The sequence below is a fragment of the Moorena sp. SIO3A2 genome, from assembly GCF_010672265.1.
In the GTDB taxonomy this organism is placed as follows: domain Bacteria; phylum Cyanobacteriota; class Cyanobacteriia; order Cyanobacteriales; family Coleofasciculaceae; genus Moorena; species Moorena producens.
Genome location: NZ_JAAHHC010000008.1, coordinates 124,116 through 143,740 on the forward strand (window position 1 = coordinate 124,116; position 19,625 = coordinate 143,740).

At 44.8% G+C, this 19,625-nt stretch carries 13 protein-coding genes and 1 pseudogene; 6 read left to right on the forward strand and 8 right to left on the reverse strand.

Annotation, left to right across the window (positions count from 1 at the left end; genetic code table 11):
* Positions 1-37: 37 nt before the first annotated feature.
* Positions 38-355: an urease subunit beta gene (locus F6K64_RS12425; RefSeq protein ID WP_008179421.1), complete on the reverse strand. Its 318-nt coding sequence runs from the start codon at positions 353-355 to the stop codon at positions 38-40.
* Between the two features lie 820 nt (positions 356-1,175).
* Between F6K64_RS12425 and F6K64_RS12430 the strand changes: the two genes are divergently transcribed.
* Entirely contained in the window at positions 1,176-1,349 is a 174-nt protein-coding gene (locus tag F6K64_RS12430; protein WP_154659670.1) for a hypothetical protein, read from the forward strand.
* Positions 1,350-1,404: 55 nt separating this feature from the next.
* Here F6K64_RS12430 and ureA read toward each other — a convergent pair whose 3' ends face one another.
* Positions 1,405-1,707, reverse strand: a complete 303-nt coding sequence (gene ureA / locus F6K64_RS12435) for an urease subunit gamma (protein ID WP_008179425.1) — start codon at positions 1,705-1,707, stop codon at positions 1,405-1,407.
* 33 nt (positions 1,708-1,740) lie between these two features.
* Positions 1,741-2,733, reverse strand: coding sequence for an urease accessory protein UreD (locus F6K64_RS12440; RefSeq protein ID WP_008179426.1), 993 nt, complete (start codon positions 2,731-2,733; stop codon positions 1,741-1,743).
* A gap of 78 nt (positions 2,734-2,811) precedes the next feature.
* Here F6K64_RS12440 and F6K64_RS12445 point away from each other — a divergent pair, with 78 nt between their 5' ends.
* Positions 2,812-2,958 (forward strand): hypothetical protein, encoded by a 147-nt coding sequence (locus tag F6K64_RS12445; RefSeq protein WP_008179427.1) that lies wholly within the window; start codon positions 2,812-2,814, stop codon positions 2,956-2,958.
* Between the two features lie 363 nt (positions 2,959-3,321).
* Here the strand turns inward: F6K64_RS12445 and F6K64_RS12450 are convergent, their stop codons facing one another.
* Positions 3,322-4,707: a hypothetical protein gene (locus tag F6K64_RS12450; protein ID WP_287265495.1), complete on the reverse strand. Its 1,386-nt coding sequence runs from the start codon at positions 4,705-4,707 to the stop codon at positions 3,322-3,324.
* A 718-nt stretch (positions 4,708-5,425) separates the two neighbouring features.
* Between F6K64_RS12450 and F6K64_RS12455 the strand changes: the two genes are divergently transcribed.
* Positions 5,426-6,460: a hypothetical protein gene (locus F6K64_RS12455; protein ID WP_008179432.1), complete on the forward strand. Its 1,035-nt coding sequence runs from the start codon at positions 5,426-5,428 to the stop codon at positions 6,458-6,460.
* A gap of 36 nt (positions 6,461-6,496) precedes the next feature.
* On the opposite strand, the gene F6K64_RS12460 is transcribed toward F6K64_RS12455, so the two are convergent.
* A complete protein-coding gene (locus F6K64_RS12460) occupies positions 6,497-6,784 on the reverse strand; it encodes a hypothetical protein (protein ID WP_287265496.1) in 288 nt (95 codons plus the stop codon).
* An 89-nt stretch (positions 6,785-6,873) separates the two neighbouring features.
* On the opposite strand from F6K64_RS12460, the gene F6K64_RS12465 reads away from it, so the two are divergent.
* From F6K64_RS12465 to F6K64_RS12475, 3 genes are all read left to right on the forward strand, one after another.
* Positions 6,874-9,327, forward strand: a complete 2,454-nt coding sequence (locus F6K64_RS12465) for an AMP-binding protein (protein WP_287265498.1) — start codon at positions 6,874-6,876, stop codon at positions 9,325-9,327.
* Positions 9,328-9,338: 11 nt separating this feature from the next.
* Positions 9,339-16,169, forward strand: a complete 6,831-nt coding sequence (locus F6K64_RS12470; protein WP_287265499.1) for a type I polyketide synthase — start codon at positions 9,339-9,341, stop codon at positions 16,167-16,169.
* A 195-nt stretch (positions 16,170-16,364) separates the two neighbouring features.
* A complete protein-coding gene (locus F6K64_RS12475; RefSeq protein WP_044492189.1) occupies positions 16,365-17,288 on the forward strand; it encodes a DUF6208 family protein in 924 nt (307 codons plus the stop codon).
* Positions 17,289-17,292: 4 nt separating this feature from the next.
* Here F6K64_RS12475 and F6K64_RS12480 read toward each other — a convergent pair whose 3' ends face one another.
* The 3 genes and pseudogenes from F6K64_RS12480 to iscB form a co-directional block, all read right to left on the reverse strand.
* On the reverse strand, positions 17,293-17,514 hold the full coding sequence (locus tag F6K64_RS12480) for a hypothetical protein (protein ID WP_287265501.1): 222 nt from the start codon (positions 17,512-17,514) through the stop codon (positions 17,293-17,295).
* A gap of 273 nt (positions 17,515-17,787) precedes the next feature.
* Positions 17,788-18,048, reverse strand: a complete 261-nt coding sequence (locus tag F6K64_RS12485; RefSeq protein ID WP_009149283.1) for a MoaD/ThiS family protein — start codon at positions 18,046-18,048, stop codon at positions 17,788-17,790.
* 197 nt (positions 18,049-18,245) lie between these two features.
* Positions 18,246-19,533, reverse strand: a pseudogene (gene iscB / locus F6K64_RS38870) (RNA-guided endonuclease IscB).
* Positions 19,534-19,625: the final 92 nt, after the last annotated feature.

The following is a 19,625-nucleotide window of genomic DNA, read 5'->3' on the forward strand; positions in this document are numbered from 1 at the left end:
AGAAAAAAAATAGTAACTGTATATCAAGTTGACAATATCAAGTTGACCGATCAAGTTGACCATTAATTTTGCCATTGAAGCCGTACACCTGACGACTACCAACAAGAGTGACTAATTCCACCTCTCGTTCGTCTCCCGGTTCAAAGCGGATAGCGGTGCCAGCTGGAATATTTAAGCGCATGCCTTTAGTAGCTTCCCGGTCAAATTGGAGAGCTTCGTTGACTTCAAAGAAGTGAAAGTGAGACCCTACTTGAATAGGGCGATCGCCTGTATTCGCTACCCGTACTCTGATGGTGGTACGACCAGCATTGAGTTCTATTTCCCCTGTTTGGGGAATGATTTCGCCTGGAATCACTAACTAACTCCTTAAACCCTGACTAGCTTTTCATTATCTGGTGAATTAGTTGATTATCTCGTGAATTAGATTTTTTTGTAGCCTTAACTTACACACTGAAGTATATAGGAAGTGGAGTTTAGTTTTTTTTTAAGGTTCTAGGCTCTAGGCATAAGGGGTCTACATTGAATGGCTCTAGGATTCTGGGGTATGAAGCTGCGCGATCTTAGCACGGAGGCTGTCAACTGCTTTTTTTTGTACCTATTACTTATTACCTATTACTTATTACTTATTACCTACTACTTATTGCTTATCACCTATTACTTATTGCTTATTACCTATTACCATTACCATATTTTTTGTTCTAGCTTATCTTTTCTTTACACAGTCTTTAATCAATTAATCCTGACTTCTATAGTCTGTTCTGAATAATCTATATAGGTGTTATTGAATTTTTATTTATTAAATAGTTTATGGTTATATTTCTACAGTTAATGATTCCTTTTTGGTCAACTCTGACATCTTACATTGCTTTTAAAGCTATACTAATCGCCAAAAATATCCTAATTATGGAAAAATTTTGCTTGATCAGCAGCCGGTTATTCAAAAATTTATTTTGGCAACTATTCGCAATATTAAATTAGTCATGACTACTATCCATACTTTTTTATTTTTCTTGTCTGGTGTTTGATTTCTTTTAAAGTTTTTTTACCATTGTTTGGTGCTTATGGGACTCCGTTCATTAGTTCAATTATGGAACATTTTAAAGTTCCAACTCAATGAATATCAACCCAACAACAATAGGATTCTTGAATCAAATGAGCCTAAGTTCAAAGAAATCTTGACGAAACGAATCCAGATTGTTGATAACTGTCTTTATACGATTAATGACTGTATGAATAGCCTGAATAACATCGTAGATCATCAAGGAACTGCACAACTGAGCAGTGAGCAAATCAATGACCTCAGAAACCAACTTATCCATCTCACAGAAGAACTCCGTCAACTCCGGTGAATCCTCTGATGATTTAAGATGAGTTAAACAGTTACTTATCAAGCTTTTTGTGGGATTAACGAATTGGGTCATGTACAGTAACCAGTTTAGTCCCATCGGGAAAGGTTGCTTCTACCTGGACTTCATTCACCATTTCGGGGACTCCTTCCATCACATCATCCCGCGTCAGCAGGGTAGTGCCGTAACTCATTAAATCAGCTACTGGACGTCCTTCCCTCGCACCTTCCAAAATTTCCGCAGAAATGTAGGCAACGGCTTCTGGGTAATTCAGCTTCAACCCCTTTTCCTTGCGGCGTTCTGCCAATAAGGCGGCAGTAAAAATTAGTAGTTTATCCTTTTCTTGGGGTGTCAGTTGCATTCTCCTATCCTGTGGTTAGTAGCAATTTTGATATTACAACGGCCAAACTCGTGGCTTAATAATAGGACGCCCGAATAGATTAACGCGCAACAGTTGCCAAACCTCCGTAAACCAGTGTCTCACCTCCTCAGTCGAAGCACCACGATAGCGGCATAATAATCCTGGCATTAGCTGAGTTACCCCAGCTTCCCCTACATACTCCCTAGCATTCCAAAGTTCCCTGGCTTGTTCGATAATCTCTGATGATAGCGCTTCCCCTACCAAAACTAATGTTCCTACCACTGGTTGTCCCGCTAAACCATAAGGACTAGAGAAGGTGGCTTCGCTAGCTGGTAACCATTGTCGGTCAATCCACTGGGGATGTCCTTGCTGCCAAACTTCCGTATGCGATCGCCAATTTCCCTCCACAAACCTTTCTCCTCTAGCACTCCGTCCAAATCGGGTAATTTCCCAGCCTAACCAACGGGCTCCCGGCGCTAATTCTACCCGCAAATCCTGCCGGTAAACTGCACCATTGAATACAATCGTTTCCTGGGGCAACCATTCTAAACAAGCACCAGTCTCTACTTGGATCCGGATGATTTGTCTAGTTTCTGGCTGTTTTATACTAGCGCTATAGTTATTAGGATTAGCGCTAGAGATATTTGGTCTAGCTTCTGGTTGGTTTAGACTACTGCTAAGCTTTTCATGATTAGTGCTATAGTTTCTTAGACTAGCGCTAGAAGTGCCCCTACCATAAGCTTTACTAGCAGCAGCAGTGGTGATTAAAGCATGAGTCCCCGATTCCAGGTGGATATCTTGAGACAGTCTGTCCCGTGCTACCATTCCTCCAGCGGTATGAAGTACGACACTGTGACAAACCCCTAGCCCTTCTGGATAAAACGGTCGCTGTACCTTCAAGGGAGCTTTGGCGTAGGTGTGAATAGGTTGAGTTTTCCCCTGGCAATAGGCAAAGCGTAATTCAAGGCTGCCATGCCATCGAGATTGATCACTATCTGTCGGTTGTGGTTGAGAAAGTCGATTCACCAATAGTTAAAGGGCAATGTAGGGTAATTGACCGGGTCGCTTGGGCGTTGCTCAATATCAGAATCATATCAACTATAGTTGAGCAAGTTACTAATTACCGATTACCGATTACTGATTACCGATTACCGATTACCGATTACCGATTACCAATTACCAATTACCAATTACCAATTACCAATTACCCTTAAGTCTTCAACAATTTGGCAAGCCTTGATCTGTCACTAATTGCCCGATTGAATCGGTGCCAAACTAATCACAGTACGTTGGTTAACAGGAGAAGTCGGGTCAGTACCAGGTTGGGGTTCAGAGAAACCTAATCCTTCCACAACGAATTGATGGGAGGGCTAGCCACTGTTGACGATTTTCTACAAATATCTTGCAGTATCTTCAAAAATATGTTAGACTTTGATTAAGAATCTAGTGTCATTGAAAACATTCTGGTTCCTTGAATTGAAGCCGAAAACCAAAGCTTTAATGATAGTGGTTGCGTTTTCTATTAAACACAGATTTATGCGCCTTGAGCGGAACAAAACCTATCTTGGCCTTGGGAGATACCCCCTGGCTGCGAGAGCAGCTTGCATTAGTGGGCTAAAATCTGCAAAGTAGATTTTGGTAGCTAAAAAGTATCGGACTTAATTGAAACGAAGCCTTGGCAAACTTGACTTCACCTAAAACTTCTAAGTTAGTTAGGGGCTGGGGGTTTTGTCCCTCTGCCTCTGGCACTTGAGTCCGATTAGGTTCAGATTTTTGTTCTGGTTGCGATTCCTTGGCTTTATCATCTGCCTCAGCCACTTGAGTGGCGGTAGAGTCAGGTTTTTGTTCTGGTTCAGTCACGGTTTTTTCCGGTTCTGATTCCTTAGCTTGATCCGCTTCAGTGTTAGAGGAATCCTCAGATTTAGCCGCAACTTCTGGCTTTTCCTCACCTTTTCCTGGAACTGAAGCCTCAGTGTTATTATCTGCCTCAGCTACTTGAGTGGCGGTAGAGTCAGGTTTTTGTTCTGCTTCAGTAAGCGATACAGCGCGGTCTTGGGGAGGGAGCGCGGTCTTGGGGGTTTCCCCACTCGCTATTGTATCAAGAACGGTTTTTTCCGGTTGTGATCCCTGCGCTTGATCCGCTTCAGTAGAATCATCTACTTGAGGTTGAGCCGCAACTTCCGGCAGATTCTGATCAGTGGGAAGGGTTGTAGCTATACTTTGCTCAGCTGTTGGGGGCAGATAGTTAGCGGTAAACAGTTCTGTGGTATTAACAGGAACATCTTTTGCTTTACCCGAAGCTACCAACACTCCCGCAGTTTCCCCTATTATTGTTGCAAAAGTTCCTGATTTCATCCAATCTTTCGCCTCAGTTGCTGTAAAAAACTGCATTCCGTTACTGGCAGTTTCTTCATCCGTGAGATTACCTTTCTCTACCTGGTCGTAGTATGTTTCTACAAAATCTTTTATCTCTTTGGGATTGGATTTCAGGATACGCTCAGAGGCCACTACTACATCTAAGTTGGGTTGAGTACCATCTATTTCCTCTGTTCGGTTCAACAGAGCAACTATTTTCCCGTTAGGCTTGTGAGTCAGGAATTGGTCTAAGCTAGTGCCAATTAGATCAGCTTGTTCCTGACCGAGAGCTGTTGCACGAGCTTCCTGGTCTGACTCTTTAGCATAATTGAAACCAATCCCCCGCTTAACCAGAGCGTCTCGGAAGTTAGCACTACTGAGGATTGAATAACCACCGTCAGTATCCCCTAATCCCTTAAGGTTAAGGTTTGTTTGAGCATCAGCATTCTCGCTTGCATTCTCTGTTGTCGTAGAAGATGTAGTAGAAGAGTTGGCATTTTCTATAGGTGGTGTACTAATACGGTTTAATTGCAAGGAGCGAGAGTTAGAGTTAGTTACCCACCAGGCAGCACCGATGAGTAAAGCAAATGCTAATGCCAAGCTCCCTGGGATTAATTTATTGTCGGTAGTTTTCTTTTGAGCCATCTTGATGCACCTCTCATACTCTTGCTATGTTGGCTATAATTTACCACCTTTGTTGCCAATTATTTCAGGCTTAATAAAAGTACATGTGGGTGAGGAAATTTTGTACTGGTTTTTAGGGAGTAGGAAATAGGTAACAATAATTTAATTTAGATGTACCTCAGGCTTACTAGGAAACGCTATAGTAGTCTTTTGTAGTCTTTTTTCGATTTTATCTATTTTGCATTATAGCGGTTATAAGTTGATGCTGATTAGACGAGTAAGGGCGCACAATGTAAGCCCTTAAAATTAATTTATGTAATTGATTGAGGTTATAATAATTATTATAAATATTCGTAAATAGATTTAAGTTAATGTAAATTTACGACAAAAAAAATAGTTAATGAGAGGATAAATTGCCGTAAAAAAGCAATACTTAGTAAGGATTATAATAAAATTTTTACAAGGCTTGAAAAAACTAGTGATGGCGTAAAAATTTTAGTGATTGAGTAGCCTAGAAGATTCCAGACTAGTTGTGCGATCGCATTAAATCCCATTAACTAGGTTTACGGTCAAACTCGGATCTTAAAAGCAACCAAACTAATGACTAACGACTAATAACCTATACATCTGGTGTATTATGCCAGACAATAAATTCACACTCATCTAGGGGTAGCGTACAGTCCTATAATTCGGAAACCGTGCAATAATCGTGTTTACCGTGACTGGATAATCTTTCCCTATGGTGCAAGTGCCTGACTCTACCGCCGAACTCGCTGCCCTGCTCAACGAACCCATGGATCTGGATTTCCAACTCCCGGACCCAGAGGATGAAGAAATTCAGGAAACCGACTTTGAACAGCTAGTGGATTACGCTTGGCGAGTATGCGATCGCTTTGACTTACAGACCGATATCTGGCGGGGACGGATTCTACGAGTAGTAAGAGACAGGGAGAAAAAAGGGGGTGAAGGAAGGGGAGCTGGATTTTTAAATTGGCTCAAAAGTCGGGAAATCGGCAAGAGTCAGGCTTACTCCCTGATTGAACTGGCTAACAGTGCCGATACTCTGTTAATCGAGGGTCAGCTTAGTCATGATGCCATTAATAACTTCAGTAAACGGGCATTTGTGGAAACAGCTAAGTCGGCTCCCGAAGTCCAGCAGCTGGTGACAGAACGAGCTCAACAAGGCGATCGCATCACCCGCCGGGAGGTCAAACAGGCATCTGATCAATGGACTGCCATGTCCTCAGAATTACTACCAGAGGAAGTTAAAGAAAAATCCGCTGAAGGGGGTCTCCCATCCAGTTACCTAGCCCCATTGGTCAAAGAGATGGAAAAGCTGCCAGAAATCCACCTGATTCCATTACAAGAGGCAATTGCTACTAACCCAGATGTGGACACAGTTAAACACGTGACCTCAGATGCCCGTTGCTTAGCCAAGTATCTAGATGCATCTGCCCAAGTCCAAGCTATCAATCACACATCCTTGGATATGGAACTGGCTTTAGATGAAGCGCTACGGCTTGAGTGTTTAAACACTGCTGCTGATTTAGTGAAACAAGCCTTGGCACTAGAAAAGACTGTTGGCAAACTCTATACCACCTGGAAGCGTTTAGGTAGTCTGTCAGACCGATTGTATGTGGATACCGGGTCAAGTACTCCCCACTTGCGATTGCTGCTGACCTGTATGGATCGTCTAGCGGGTGACGTGATTGAAGTTCCTTTGGACGAGAGTGGAGAGCAGCTGATTCGGCTGAAAGTCATGACTGAAACGTAAGCTATCAGCAATCAGCTGTCAGCCGTCAGCCGTAACTCAGACCTTACGTTCGCGTAGCGCTGCCTTTGGCCTTAGCTTACCTCTTTTATTCAAAATCACATCAAGTAGCGTGGACACAAGTCCTTGGCGGAATGCTGATAGCGGAATGCTGGTAACGGAATGCTGATAGCGGAATGCTGATAGCGGAATGCTGATAACAGAATGCTGATAGCGGAATGCTGATAGCGGAATGCTGATAGCGGAATGCTGATAGCGGAATGCTGATAGCGGAATGCTGATAGCGGAATGCTTACCTCCAATGACTAAGGGGAATTGGTATTTCATTAAGCTATTGGCCAATAATGCCCATCTTAATAGATAATAAACGATTGTTGTAGTCTAGAAAAAGGCTGAAGAAATCTATCGATCAGGGGATGGGCGACGATTTGGCTGTGAAAATAAGGCGTGCAGGGATGAAAGACAGTTTAGATCAGATGAGCGAGAATATACAAAAATTTTCTACCTTAGTGGACCTGCTACGTTACCGAGCAATACACCAGCCGGATCAGATAATTTATACATTTCTACTGAACGGGGAAACCCCAGACCGCTACCTTACCCATAAACAGTTAGACAACCAAGCCCAAGCGATCGCATCCGAGCTTCTACACCAGAACGCTAAAGGGGAGCGAGCGTTGCTACTCTATCCACCCGGTTTAGAGTTTATCACAGCCTTCTTCGGCTGCTTGTATGCGGGAGTGTTAGCCGTTCCCGCTTATCCCCCCCGCTCCAATCAAAATTTGTCCAGGCTAGAGGCAATTGTGGCAGATGCTCAGGCCAAATTTGCCCTCACTACTACCCCTCTATTAGAGAAAATAGAGACTCAGCTAGCTGAAAATTCCGCCAACAAGCAACTGAAGTGGCTGGCTACTGACAATCTGCCTACGCACCAGGAATCCGATTGGCAGCACCCGGACTCTAAGGGTCGCGTCGCGCGTGACCCGCGCGCCAAGACACAACCGCCCGCGCGCCAAACAAGCAACACCCTGGCTTTTCTACAGTACACCTCTGGTTCAACGGGTAAACCCAAAGGAGTGATGGTTAGCCACGGGAATTTGCTATATAACTCAGCTTTGATTAATCAGTGTTTCCAAGATACACCCGAAAGCAGAGGATTATCTTGGTTACCCGCTTACCATGATATGGGACTGATTGGTGGCATCCTACAACCCCTTTATGTTGGTCTTCCCATCATCCTGATGGCTCCAGTAGATTTCCTCCGCAAGCCTTACCGCTGGCTAAAAGCAATTTCAAAATATCAGGTGACTACCAGTGGTGCTCCGAATTTTGCCTATGAGCTGTGTGTGCAGAAAATTACAGCTAAGCAATTAGAAACCCTAGACCTGAGCAGTTGGCAAACGGCCTTTACTGGTGCAGAGCCGGTTCGAGCCTCGACATTAGAGCGATTTGCTCAAAAATTTGCCCCTTGTGGCTTCCGTCGGGAAGCATTTTACCCCTGTTATGGCATGGCAGAAACCACATTATTAGTCACTGGGGGCTTGAAAGACCAACCTCCAGTGGTAAGGGAATTTGAAGGGGAAGCTCTTGAACAAAATCGAGTGGTTCCCGTGCCAGAAAATCGTCTCAATCAGTCTAATGGTCAGTCTAATGGTCAGTCTAATGGTAGTGTGCCGACTCGAATCCTGGTCGGGTGTGGGCGGACTTGGTTAAATGAAAAAATTGCGATCGCACACCCCCAATCCCTCACCCAAGTCGAAGCCGGTGCTGTCGGAGAGATTTGGGTAAAAGGGCCAAGCGTTGCTCAAGGCTATTGGAATCAACCAGAGGTGACGGAAAAAACCTTTAATGCCTATCTAGCTGATACCGGTTCAGGACCATGGCTGCGCACTGGTGACTTAGGATTTATCCAGGATGGTGAGTTGTTTGTAACAGGTCGTCTCAAGGATTTAATTATTATCCGGGGTCGCAACCATTATCCCCAAGACATAGAATTGACCGTAGAAACTAGTCATCGGGCCCTTCGGCCTGCCTATGGTGCAGCTTTTTCTGTGGAAGTGGAAGAGGCTGAGCAATTGGTGATTGTCCAAGAAGTCTCCAGGAATTACCTGCGGAAACTAGATGTAGATCAAGTGGTTGAAGCCATCCGCAGTGCCATCTCCCAAGAATACCAGCTTCAAGTCTATGCTGTGTTATTGCTCAAGACCAATAGTATTCCCAAGACATCCAGTGGCAAAGTACAGCGCCATGCTTGTCGAGCTGGATTTCTAAACAATAGCTTGACAGTTGTAGGGCAATCGAGCTTGGCGCAACAGCCAACGATTGCCCCAACCAAACCAGAAAAAGAACCCACTACTAATACTATCGGCCTTCAGCAAACCCGCCATACACTTCAAAAGTGGATAGTAGATTGGCTAGCGCGAGAAACAAAACTTCCTGCCAGGTCTATTAACATCAGCAAGTCTTTTGCTGATTATGGTCTAGATTCAGTAACAGCAGTCGAACTAGCTAATGATCTCGAAGAATGGTTAGGGGTGCCTCTGTCTCCTACACTGGCTTATGATTATCCCAATATCGAGTCCCTTGGCCAATATCTGGCCACAGTAAGTCAACAAAGCAACTCAAACCAGGGGGACAGCCCAAGAAAAATCGAACCGAGAGTGTCGAGTGCAGGTAGTGAGATGCAACAATTATGGGAGGCACAGTTCCAGAATCTGGATCGGTTCACCTCGACACCCTTTTATCGTTCACCGGTGACGGTTCAATCGATTTCCTCCAGTGGTGATCAAGAGGTAGACCAACTCTTAGCTGAGTTGGAAATGCTTTCAGAAGCACAAATCCAAGAAATTCTGGGAAAACCCATCAAATAGTTCCTAGATCTATGTTTCGATCTATGTTGCCAGTGGATGATATTGCTAAGCGGATTGCCAATCTCTCCCCCGAAAAACGCGCCCTTCTTGAGTTGCAGCTGCAAAAGAGGAAAGGGTTAAAAGAACCTATTGCTATTATCGGGATTGGCTGCCGCTTTCCAGGTGCCTCTTCCCCAAACTCCTTCTGGCAACTGCTCAAAAATGGTGTGGATGCTATTACTGAAGTGCCACCAGACCGTTGGGATATCCAGAAATTTTACGACGGGGATCCCACCGCACCAGGCAAAATGTATTGCCGTTATGGTGGTTTCCTAGGGCATGTTGATCAATTTGATCCAGAATTCTTTGGCATTGCTCCTCGGGAAGCTACCTATATCGACCCCCAGCAGCGACTACTGTTGGAAGTAATTTGGGAAGCACTAGAGGATGCAGGCCAAGTGCCTAGCCAAATCAGTGGAAGCCAAACGGGGGTCTTTGTTGGCATTTCCACTAATGATTATGGTCAGCTGCTCCTCCAAAGTCCAGAGGTGGTGGATAGATATACCAATACTGGTGTAGCTTCCACTATGGCAGCTAATCGCATTTCCTACCTACTGAATTTAAAAGGGCCAAGTCTAACGGTTGATACCGCTTGCTCCTCATCCCTAGTTGCTGTTCATTTGGCTTGTCAGAGTATCTGGAATGGTGAGTCAAGCGTAGCCATAGCAGGGGGAGTGAATTTGATGCTAACCCCAGTGGTGACGGTTGGGTTGAGTAAGTTAACGGCTTTATCTCCTGATGGTCGCTGTAAGGCATTTGATTCCCGTGCCAATGGCTTTGTCAGGGGCGAGGGGGCTGGGGTGATAGTAGTAAAGCCCCTATCCAAAGCCCTGATCGATAAAGATCCAATTTATGCTGTGATTCGAGGCAGTGCGGTTAACCAAGATGGTCGCACCAATGGGCTAACGGCTCCTAGTAGAGATGCTCAGGAAGCTGTTCTAGTCTCGGCCTACCAGCAAGCGGGCATTTCACCGTCAGATGTGCAGTATGTAGAAACCCATGGAACCGGAACCCTACTGGGAGACCCGATTGAAGCGATGGCCTTGGGAAATGTCCTAAAACGCGATCGCCTTTGGCGCGGCTTCGCCGATCGCGAAGCGGTTCTTTTGGAACATCGCTGTGATCATAACTCTGATAACAACTCTGATAACAACTCTGATAACTACGGTGCGTTATCCGGTGCGTTATCCGGTGCGTTATTAACGCACCCTACGAAGCCTGTTGCGATTGGCTCGGTCAAATCTAATATCGGTCATCTAGAAGCAGCTGCTGGTATTGCTAGTTTAATCAAAGTCGCCCTATCCCTCAAGCACCAAGAACTTTTACCAAGCCTCCATTTCCAGGATCCAAATCCCCACATTCCCTTTGATGAACTGCCCCTGCGAGTACAGCAGCAGTGGGAGCCTTGGCCATGGGATGTGATTCCCCCATTTGCTGGTGTCAGCTCTTTCGGTTTTGGAGGAACCAATGCTCATGTGGTGCTACAAGGAGCGCCAGACTTGACAAAAGCGACAAGTAATGATATAGAAAAAAAATATCAAGGTGAAAACTATCAAGGTGAAAACTATCATCTATTTACCTTGTCTGCCAAAACAGCAACCGCCCTGCAAGCCCTAGGAAAGCGATACATAGACTTTATAGCATCTGAGCCATCAAGCACACTGGCAGATATTTGTTTGACCAGCAATAAAGGGCGATCGCATTTTAACTATCGTCTAGCCCTCCTAGTCAAATCCACTGACCAGTTACAGCAACAACTGACCAAGTTGACAGAAAGCGAAACGATTTCGGAGAAAATAGCACAAAATAGCCCTACTCCCCCCGAAATCGTTTTCCTCTTTACCGGTCAAGGCTCTCAGTATAGTGGTATGGGACGGCAACTCTACGAAACCCAACCAATATTTGCCGGCTATCTCGACCAATGCGCCGAAATTCTGCAAACCTATTTAGAACAGCCGTTACTGGATGTCCTGTATGGGGAAATCTTCAGCGACAACAGTGACAACTCAACATTAAATCAAACCGCCTACACCCAACCGGCATTGTTTGCTCTAGAATACTCCCTGGCTCAGTTATGGCGGTCTTGGGGCATCGAACCAACTGTGGTGATGGGTCATAGTGTTGGGGAATATGTGGCAGCAACTGTAGCAGGAGTCTTTAGCTTAGAAGATGGGCTAAAGCTAATTGCCCAAAGAGCGCGTTTGATGCAACAGTTGCCAGAAGGTGGTGAGATGGCGGTGGTTTTGACCAATGAGCAGCAGGTGACTGAGGCAATTCAAGCCATATCCGACAAAGTCTCAATCGCTGCCATTAACGGTCCGGAAAATATTGTGATTTCTGGGGAAAGTCAGGCCGTTCAAACAGTGATAGCCCGACTACGCTCTCAAAAGGTCAAATCACTAAAGTTGCCAGTCTCTCATGCCTTCCATTCTGCCCTCATGCAACCAATGGTGGCAGATTTTGCCCAGGTATTATCGGAAATATCCTTACATCCTCCCCAAATAGAGATAATCTCGAATTTAACTGGAAAATTAGCGACTGCTGAAATAGCTACGACCGAGTATTGGTGTGACCATGTCCGTGGGTCCGTGAAATTTTACCAGAGCATGGAAACCCTTTATCAACAGGGTTATCATCTGTGTGTGGAAGTAGGACCAAAGCCTAGCCTATTGGGAATGGGTCGGCAGTGTTTACCCAAAGGAAAGCTCACGGCTATACCCAGTTTGCGCCCAGGAAAACCAGATAGTCAGCAAATGCTGGAAAGTTTGGCAAGCCTATATAAACATGGCGCATCAGTAGACTGGGGAAGATTCCATCAGGATAACCCCGGTCGTCTAGTTTCCCTACCCACTTATCCATTTGAACGGCAACGGTATTGGCTAGATACCACTTCAGTAAAACAATTATCCCCGATTTCCTATGGTCAACTCTCCACTGCCTCCTATGGGGATTGGTTGTATGAGATAGCATGGCGACCCAAGGATATAGATGGATCTGATGTATCTACTGATATATCTACATCTACTACAACTTGGTTGATTTTTGCCGATAAAGGGGGCTTTGGAGAAACATTTAGAGAAACATTAGTTCAACAGCAGCTGGAAGCAACACCCGACCGAATTTTGCTAATTTCCCCTGGCTCAAGTTATGAACAATTACAAGCAAACCATTATCAAATTAACCCAGCACAACCGCAACAGTTTCAGCGTCTGTTAGCTCAACAAGTCGAATCCCTAAACGCAACATCTGTGATTGTGGTTCATATGTGGAGTTTAGATACTCCCGCACTGGAGCAGTTCCAAACATTTCCCCTAGATGTAACCTTAGAAAACGGTTGTGGTAGTGTATTGCATCTGCTGCAAGCGTTAGTCAAAGCAGAATTAGCTCAACCCCCTCGTCTGTGGTTAGTTACCGAGGCCACACAACCGGTAGGTAAGACGAAAAAATCCTTACGGATTGCCCAGTCTCCCCTATGGGGTTTAGGGGCAGTTATTGCCCAAGAACATCCAGAACTGTGGGCAGGGATAATAGACATAGAACCAAGTGAGGGAACCCAGCAGCACTACCAAGAGCAATCATTAATGGTGCTCAACCAGATATTACGGCCAGAGGGAGAAAACCAAATTGCATTGAGGGGAGGACAAGCCTATGTGCCTCGCCTGATTCATCAACAGCAACAGTCCCAAAGTGGGAGCTTACCATTGCAGCTAAAACCAGATAGCACCTATTTAATTACCGGTGGTTTGGGGTCACTGGGGTTAAAGATAGCTGAATGGATGGTAGATAAGGGCGCAAGGTATTTAGTCCTGGTAGGACGAAGCCAACCAAATCCTAGGGCGTCAGAAATAATAGGGAAATTAGAAGAACAAGGTGTGATGGTAGTCCTTGAGCAGGTGGATGTATCCCAGGAAGCACAAGTTAGGGACTGTCTCAAGAGAATTCAGGTTTCCCTACCCCCCCTCAAAGGAATTATCCATGGTGCAGGGGTCCTAGAGGATGGGGTGCTGCTGCATCAAGATTGGGCAAAATTTGCGAAGGTGATGAAGCCGAAAGTTGAGGGAGCCTGGAATTTACACAGGTTGACTCAGGAGATGGCCCTAGACTTATTTGTACTATTTTCCTCCGCTACTTCTATCCTAGGTACCCCTGGTCAAGGAAACTATTCCGCAGCTAACGGATTTTTAGATAGCCTCAGCCATTATCGAAAAGGGCAAGGTGCAAACGCTTTAAGTATTAATTGGGGGCCTTGGGCTGAGATGGGTTTAGCCGCTGGCGTCGGTAAACGGATGACAATGCTGGGCATAGAACCGATTCAATCACCACAGGGATTACAGATACTCGAACAACTTCTGGCACAAGATGTTGCTCAGGTGGGGGTATTACCGGTGGAGTGGTCAACTTTAAAACAACGACTACCGATAGAGTTACCGTTATTCCTATCAGAGGTAATCACAACAGAAACACTACCGCCTCAGGGGGATGGGGAAAACGACAATTCTGGGATTTTTGATCAACTGCTCGCCAGTACAACAACCCAACGGGAAGAGTTATTAAAAGATTACCTTAAGCAACAGATTGCTAAGGCTTTAGGGATAAGTCGGGAAATCTCAGGGTCGAGCAACCTGATGGATTTGGGTGCTGATTCCTTAATGATTGTAGAGGTACTCAATTCTTGTAAGAAAGACCTGAAGATAACTCTTTATCCTAGGGAGTTTTATGAGCGACCAACGATTACGGCTCTAGCTGAGTACTTGGCTTTGGAGATGGAACGGCTTCATCAGCCCCAGCCAACCCAAACCTCATTGACCACTACTAGTCTCTCAGATATTAAGAATTGGGCTAATCCTTGGGCATGGAATAACAATAGCGAACGCAATTTTACCAAACCCAGCCAGCGCAATCGGAGCATGGTGTTTTTGCTCTGTAGCCCTCGGTCAGGCTCTACGTTACTGCGGGTGATGCTAGCTGGTCATCGGGATTTATTCTGTCCACCAGAATTACACCTATTGCCCTTTGACACTATGGCTGAGCGCAATCAATCCCTAGGTTCAACTCACTTAGGAGAAGGGTTAGCGCGAGCTTTCATGGAAATCATGAACCTAGATGCCGAAGCAAGTACAACACTGGTAGAGGAGATAACGGAGCAAGATTGGTCAATTCAGAAGGTTTATGGCAGGTTACAGGAACTAACGGGTAAACGTACTCTTGTGGATAAGTCTCCTACCTATGCTGGCAGTCTGGAAACCCTAAGGCACGCGGAAGATTTATTTGAAGAAGCGAAGTATATTCATCTGGTACGTCATCCCTATGCTGTAATTGATTCGTTCGTGAAAAATCGGATGGATAAAATCCTTGGTTTTGATGAGGTGGACCCTTATTGGCTAGCAGAGCAAGTTTGGACAACCTGTAACCGTAATATCCTAGACTTCTTCGAGGAAATTGCACCATCTAATCATCATTTAGTGTATTACGAGGAACTAGTCAAGCAACCTGCTTTGGTGATGGCAAAGTTGTGTGAGTTTCTGGGTATTCCTTTTGATGAGGCGGTTTTAGAACCCTATCAAGGTCAGCGGATGACCGATGGCGTTCATCCCCAATCCCTACCGGTAGATGACCCCAATTTCCGCAACCATAACCAAATTGATTCGACTTTGGGAGAAGTTTGGCGGCAAATCCAGTTGCCCCGGCCTTTGGGGAAATTTGCGGAAGAGGTGGCGACACGGTTAGATTATCAATTGCCGTTACTGGTTGAACCTTCAGCCCAACCAGCCAACCTACCCGACTCGAACCCGAAGGGCGAACAACCTTCTAACCTTCAACCTTCTAACCTTCAACCTTCTAACCTTCAACCTTCTAACCTTCAACCTCCTAACCTTGGCCAAAAGGCCACGCTACGCGAAGAACTTGAACCGATGCAAGAGTCTTATCTAGACGTGCGGGGTTTACAGCTTTGTCTGTGTAGTTGGGGTCCGGCGGATGGAGAATTAATCCTATGTGTCCATGGTGTGTTAGAACATGGAGCGGCTTGGGAAGAAATTGCCCGTCCCTTAGCAAGTATGGGATATCGAGTCGTTGCACCTGACCAGCGAGGCCATGGACTTTCCCAGCATGTAGGTATGGGAGGGTCTTATCAATTAATTGACTACTTAGGGGATTTGGATGCGATCGCCTTTGGCACGGCAGAGCCGAACGCAAAGGCACTGACAGACCAGCCATTTATTCTAGTCGGTCATTCCATGGGGGCTGTAGTTGCTGCCACCTTTGCCAGTGTCAGACCGGAAAAGGTCAAATCCTTACTATTGCTGGAGCCCGTGCTACCAGGAGAACAGAAGGACGATCAAACCGCTCAAAATATAGCAACCCACTTAGATTATCTAGCATCCCCACCCCAACACCAGGTCTTTGCGGATATCGAAGCTGCTGCTAATCGTCTGCGCCGCTTAACCCCCAACCTCTCTGAAGAATTAGCTTTAAAACATGCTCAGCGACTTACCGAACCTTTTGATGGTGGTGTACGTTGGCGCTGGGATCCAAGACTGCAAATTCGTACGGGAATTGGTTTAAGTGGAACAGGTTTTAATCGGGATAAATACACACAGCTACTGAGTCAAATTAAAGCTCCCACTACCTTAGTTTATGGCAATAATAGCAACTTTAACCGACCCGAAGACCTAGCCTTACAACAAGCTGCAATACCTCACGCTAAAACAGTCAAACTATCAGGAGGACATAACCTCCATGTCGATGCACCAGATGCTATAGTTGCAATTATCGCCGAAAAGCGATTAAACCTGAAAAATTAAAAATTGAAAAGGTAACAAGTAACAGGTAAAAGGTAACAGCTAAATTTAACAATATCCATTACCAACTATAGCATTTTTCATAGCTATGAGGTACACATTATTTTTTCCCTATTGCCTCTTGCCTCTTGCCTATTGCCTATTGCCTCTTGCCTATTGCCTCTTCCCTGCTCCCTGCTCCCTCCGCTATACTAACAAATGACTAATTTAGAGCTTTTCTGGGAAATACCCTTATCCATACTCTCTTTCATATTTTCCCGCATCCTAAGATTTGTGATGCAAACCATCGGAGGATACTTTACCTCCAAAAAAAACACTAAAAATCTCCAGTGGCAACTCGTATCAGCCGAGTTTTTAAAAAAGCCCATCAAATTAATTTGGGCAATGAGTCGAGCTCGTTGGAATCTTCACGCTATTATTTCTCTAGTTGGACCGATTCAGGTCAAAGAGCTAATTAGCTTTGATGCCAGTGCAGCTAAACAATCAGCCCAATCCTGGACATTAGTAGTTTACAGTCTACCAGATTTTGAAACCATCACTAATATCAGCTCCCTGACCGTATCCGGAGAAAACCAATGGGAATCCGTGATCTTAAAACCAGGTAAATACTTATTAGGTTTGCGGTATTATCACTGGTCAGAGACAGTAGAGCAACCTACTGTTAAAGCAGATGGTGTTAAAGTCGTAGATGCCAAGCAAATTCACGCCCCTACTGATATCAACAGCTTTTACCGTGACCTAATTAAACGAAAAAATTGGCTTCATGTCTGGTTAAATTATTATGTCTTCAACCTGTTGCACTTTAAGCAATGGTTACCCCAGGCATTTGTTAAAAAAGTATTCTTACCTGTACCGAATCCAGAAACCAAATTTTACTATGGTGCCTTGAAAAAGGGAGAATCGATTCAATTTAAACTAGCACCATCCTTGTTAACAAGCCATGATCTTTACTACAGCTTGTACAGCCGTGAATGCTTTCCGCTAGATTGGTACAAAATTACTGAAGGGGAACATAGAACATCTGCTAGTGAGCAGAAGTCTATTTATATTGTTCGGATTCATCCGAAATTTGAGCGAAACGCTTTATTTGAAAATAGTTGGGTGAAGATAGCCGTTGTTTGAAGTATTACCTACTATAGCAGTTATCAATTGGGTGAGCTACAAAGTCTTCGGTTTTAGGGAGTAGGGAGTAGGGAGTAGGGAGTAGGGAGTAGGGAGTAGGGAGTAGGGAGTAGGGAGTAGGGAGTAGGGAGTAGGGAGTAGGGAGTAGGGAGTAGGGAGTAGGGAGTAGCGGTAATAAAATTGAATGTACCTCAGGACAATTCGGGAAATGGAAACAGCCTGTCAAGTAGTCGATCTGTCGGGGGAGAAATCCTAGATAAGTGGCTTTGGGCAGGAATACCTATTTGTGAGAATGGGAAGCCTACACTATACGCTTCGCGTATAGTGTAGGAGGATGTCACTCCCTATAGCTTTGATGAAGCGCTGCTGCTGTGCCAGGTTTCAGAAGACCAGTGGGTATCCTGGATTCCTGATCATGGTGAAGCAACGCTGCATATCAGTCAATTTTTCTGAGAAATATGACCCTTGGAGGCAAAAGGCTTGCAGGCACAATAATCGATTAGCCACCGCTAACAGGAGGAATCAGAACCACTTCATCCCCATCTTGCAAGGGGGTATCGGGGGGAACAAATTGTAGATTGATGCCAAAGCGGGTCACTTCACGCCATTGCTCCAGCTCTGGGTGTTCACTCAGTAAACGGTCTAACACCGCTGATACTGATGTTTGAGGGGGAAATCCCAACTGGAGTTCTGGCAAGCCATAGGTTTCTTGATAGGCAGCAAAAAGCTTGACTGTAACAGTAATTGATGGTTCAGACATAGATTAATTTGGGTTCAAGCTCTTTTATTCTATTTTATTCTGTTTTATTATATTTGGTTCTGTTTAATTTTAGTCTGCCTGGCTAGACTGATACCCTTGGCACTATACTTGACAAAATTAGATCGAAGTAAATAGATGCACCGTCATGATCACAGCAGGTAAGTTTAGGACAGCTATTACAAGGCAAGTTCCGGTATTTATTGACAAAAGCCGTAAGTGTATCCATCTTTTCGGTGTATTGCCGATATATCTTGAGGTTTACAGCTTTTGTAGCCTTTCATTCCTAACGGGGTAAATCCAAAACTTCCTTTACTTCTGGGAGTAACTTTGCCTATCCCTAGTTTTTGATGTTTGGCTATGTCTCCGGTTACCCAGCCTTTAATCGGCTTCAATGGGTTATGTCTAATGGGGTAGCCGTACTTGTTGAGTGCCGCTTTTTGCCTTCCTCCTTGCCCAAAGCAGGTTACTAGAAGAGGTTGAGAGGTTATCAAAGTTAAAGTCTCAATATCCCCAACACAAGCGGCATCAATCCAGTGCTGTTTAGGGAGTCCTAGCTTCGTTCGGTTGTACTTAGTTTGTGCTCCCGTCCCAGTTACTACTGGTCTTACACTTTGGAGCATTTTTACTAGCTTTTTACGGGTTGCATTAACCGCCGCCGCATCCTTTAATGGCTGTTTAGCTTTAGTCTTAATCTTCTGAAGTAGACTTGGCTTATTTTTTAGAAAATCTTCTATAGGCTTATTTCCTTTTCGTTGGTTGCACTTTTCGCAAGCCAAACAAAGATTACTTACGCAATCGCTTCCTCCTTTCGATTTTGGATGGATATGTTCAATCTGCAAGGGGACATTTTGCTTTCCACAATAGGTACATTCCCTTTCCCATTTTTCAAGCAAATACTCTCTGACTTCATAGCCAGCTAGTTCCCCCTGCTGATACTCAACGCCACTAATTTCTGGATTCTGCATTTTTTGGGTATCAAACTTAACTTTTTCAAGCCAAATCTCATTGACCGGGCAGAATTTTATCAATCGTTTTACCCAAGTCTGGGTAGGTAGTCAGAATTCTGTGCTCTAGGCTAGGGGGCAGCCATCCCTGTGGGCGTCTACGGTTAAGGAATCGAGGTTTTCTGTAGCGGGTGTGGCGATTGCGCCTTCCGCTTCTTACAGCTCTTCTAGACTCTAGTTTTTTCTTGATTAATCCTCCTCTGTGTTCTAATTCCATCCCCCAAATAACTTGATCATTTTGGACTAAGGCAAATCCAGTTACCTTGCTGCCAGGATCGATCTTGATTTGACAGGGTGAGATAGTTGGATCATCGTTCGCGCAGCGTCGGCTTTGCCGAATCCCTGTTTTTAGGATGATTGTGAATGGATACATCCTAAAGACCGCCGCTTTACCTTTTTTCAATAATCGGCGTGCTTTCTTTGGCGAAATGGGATTTAGTGGTCGTTTGTTCGTGTCAATGATAAATACGTAATTTTGCATTTTTAGTGCGTCTCAAGTCGGTTATGTGTTCCAAGTGCTTCGCACACGCTTGCGCGAACGGCAATGTTGAAATGGCTTGTTAGGCTAACCAC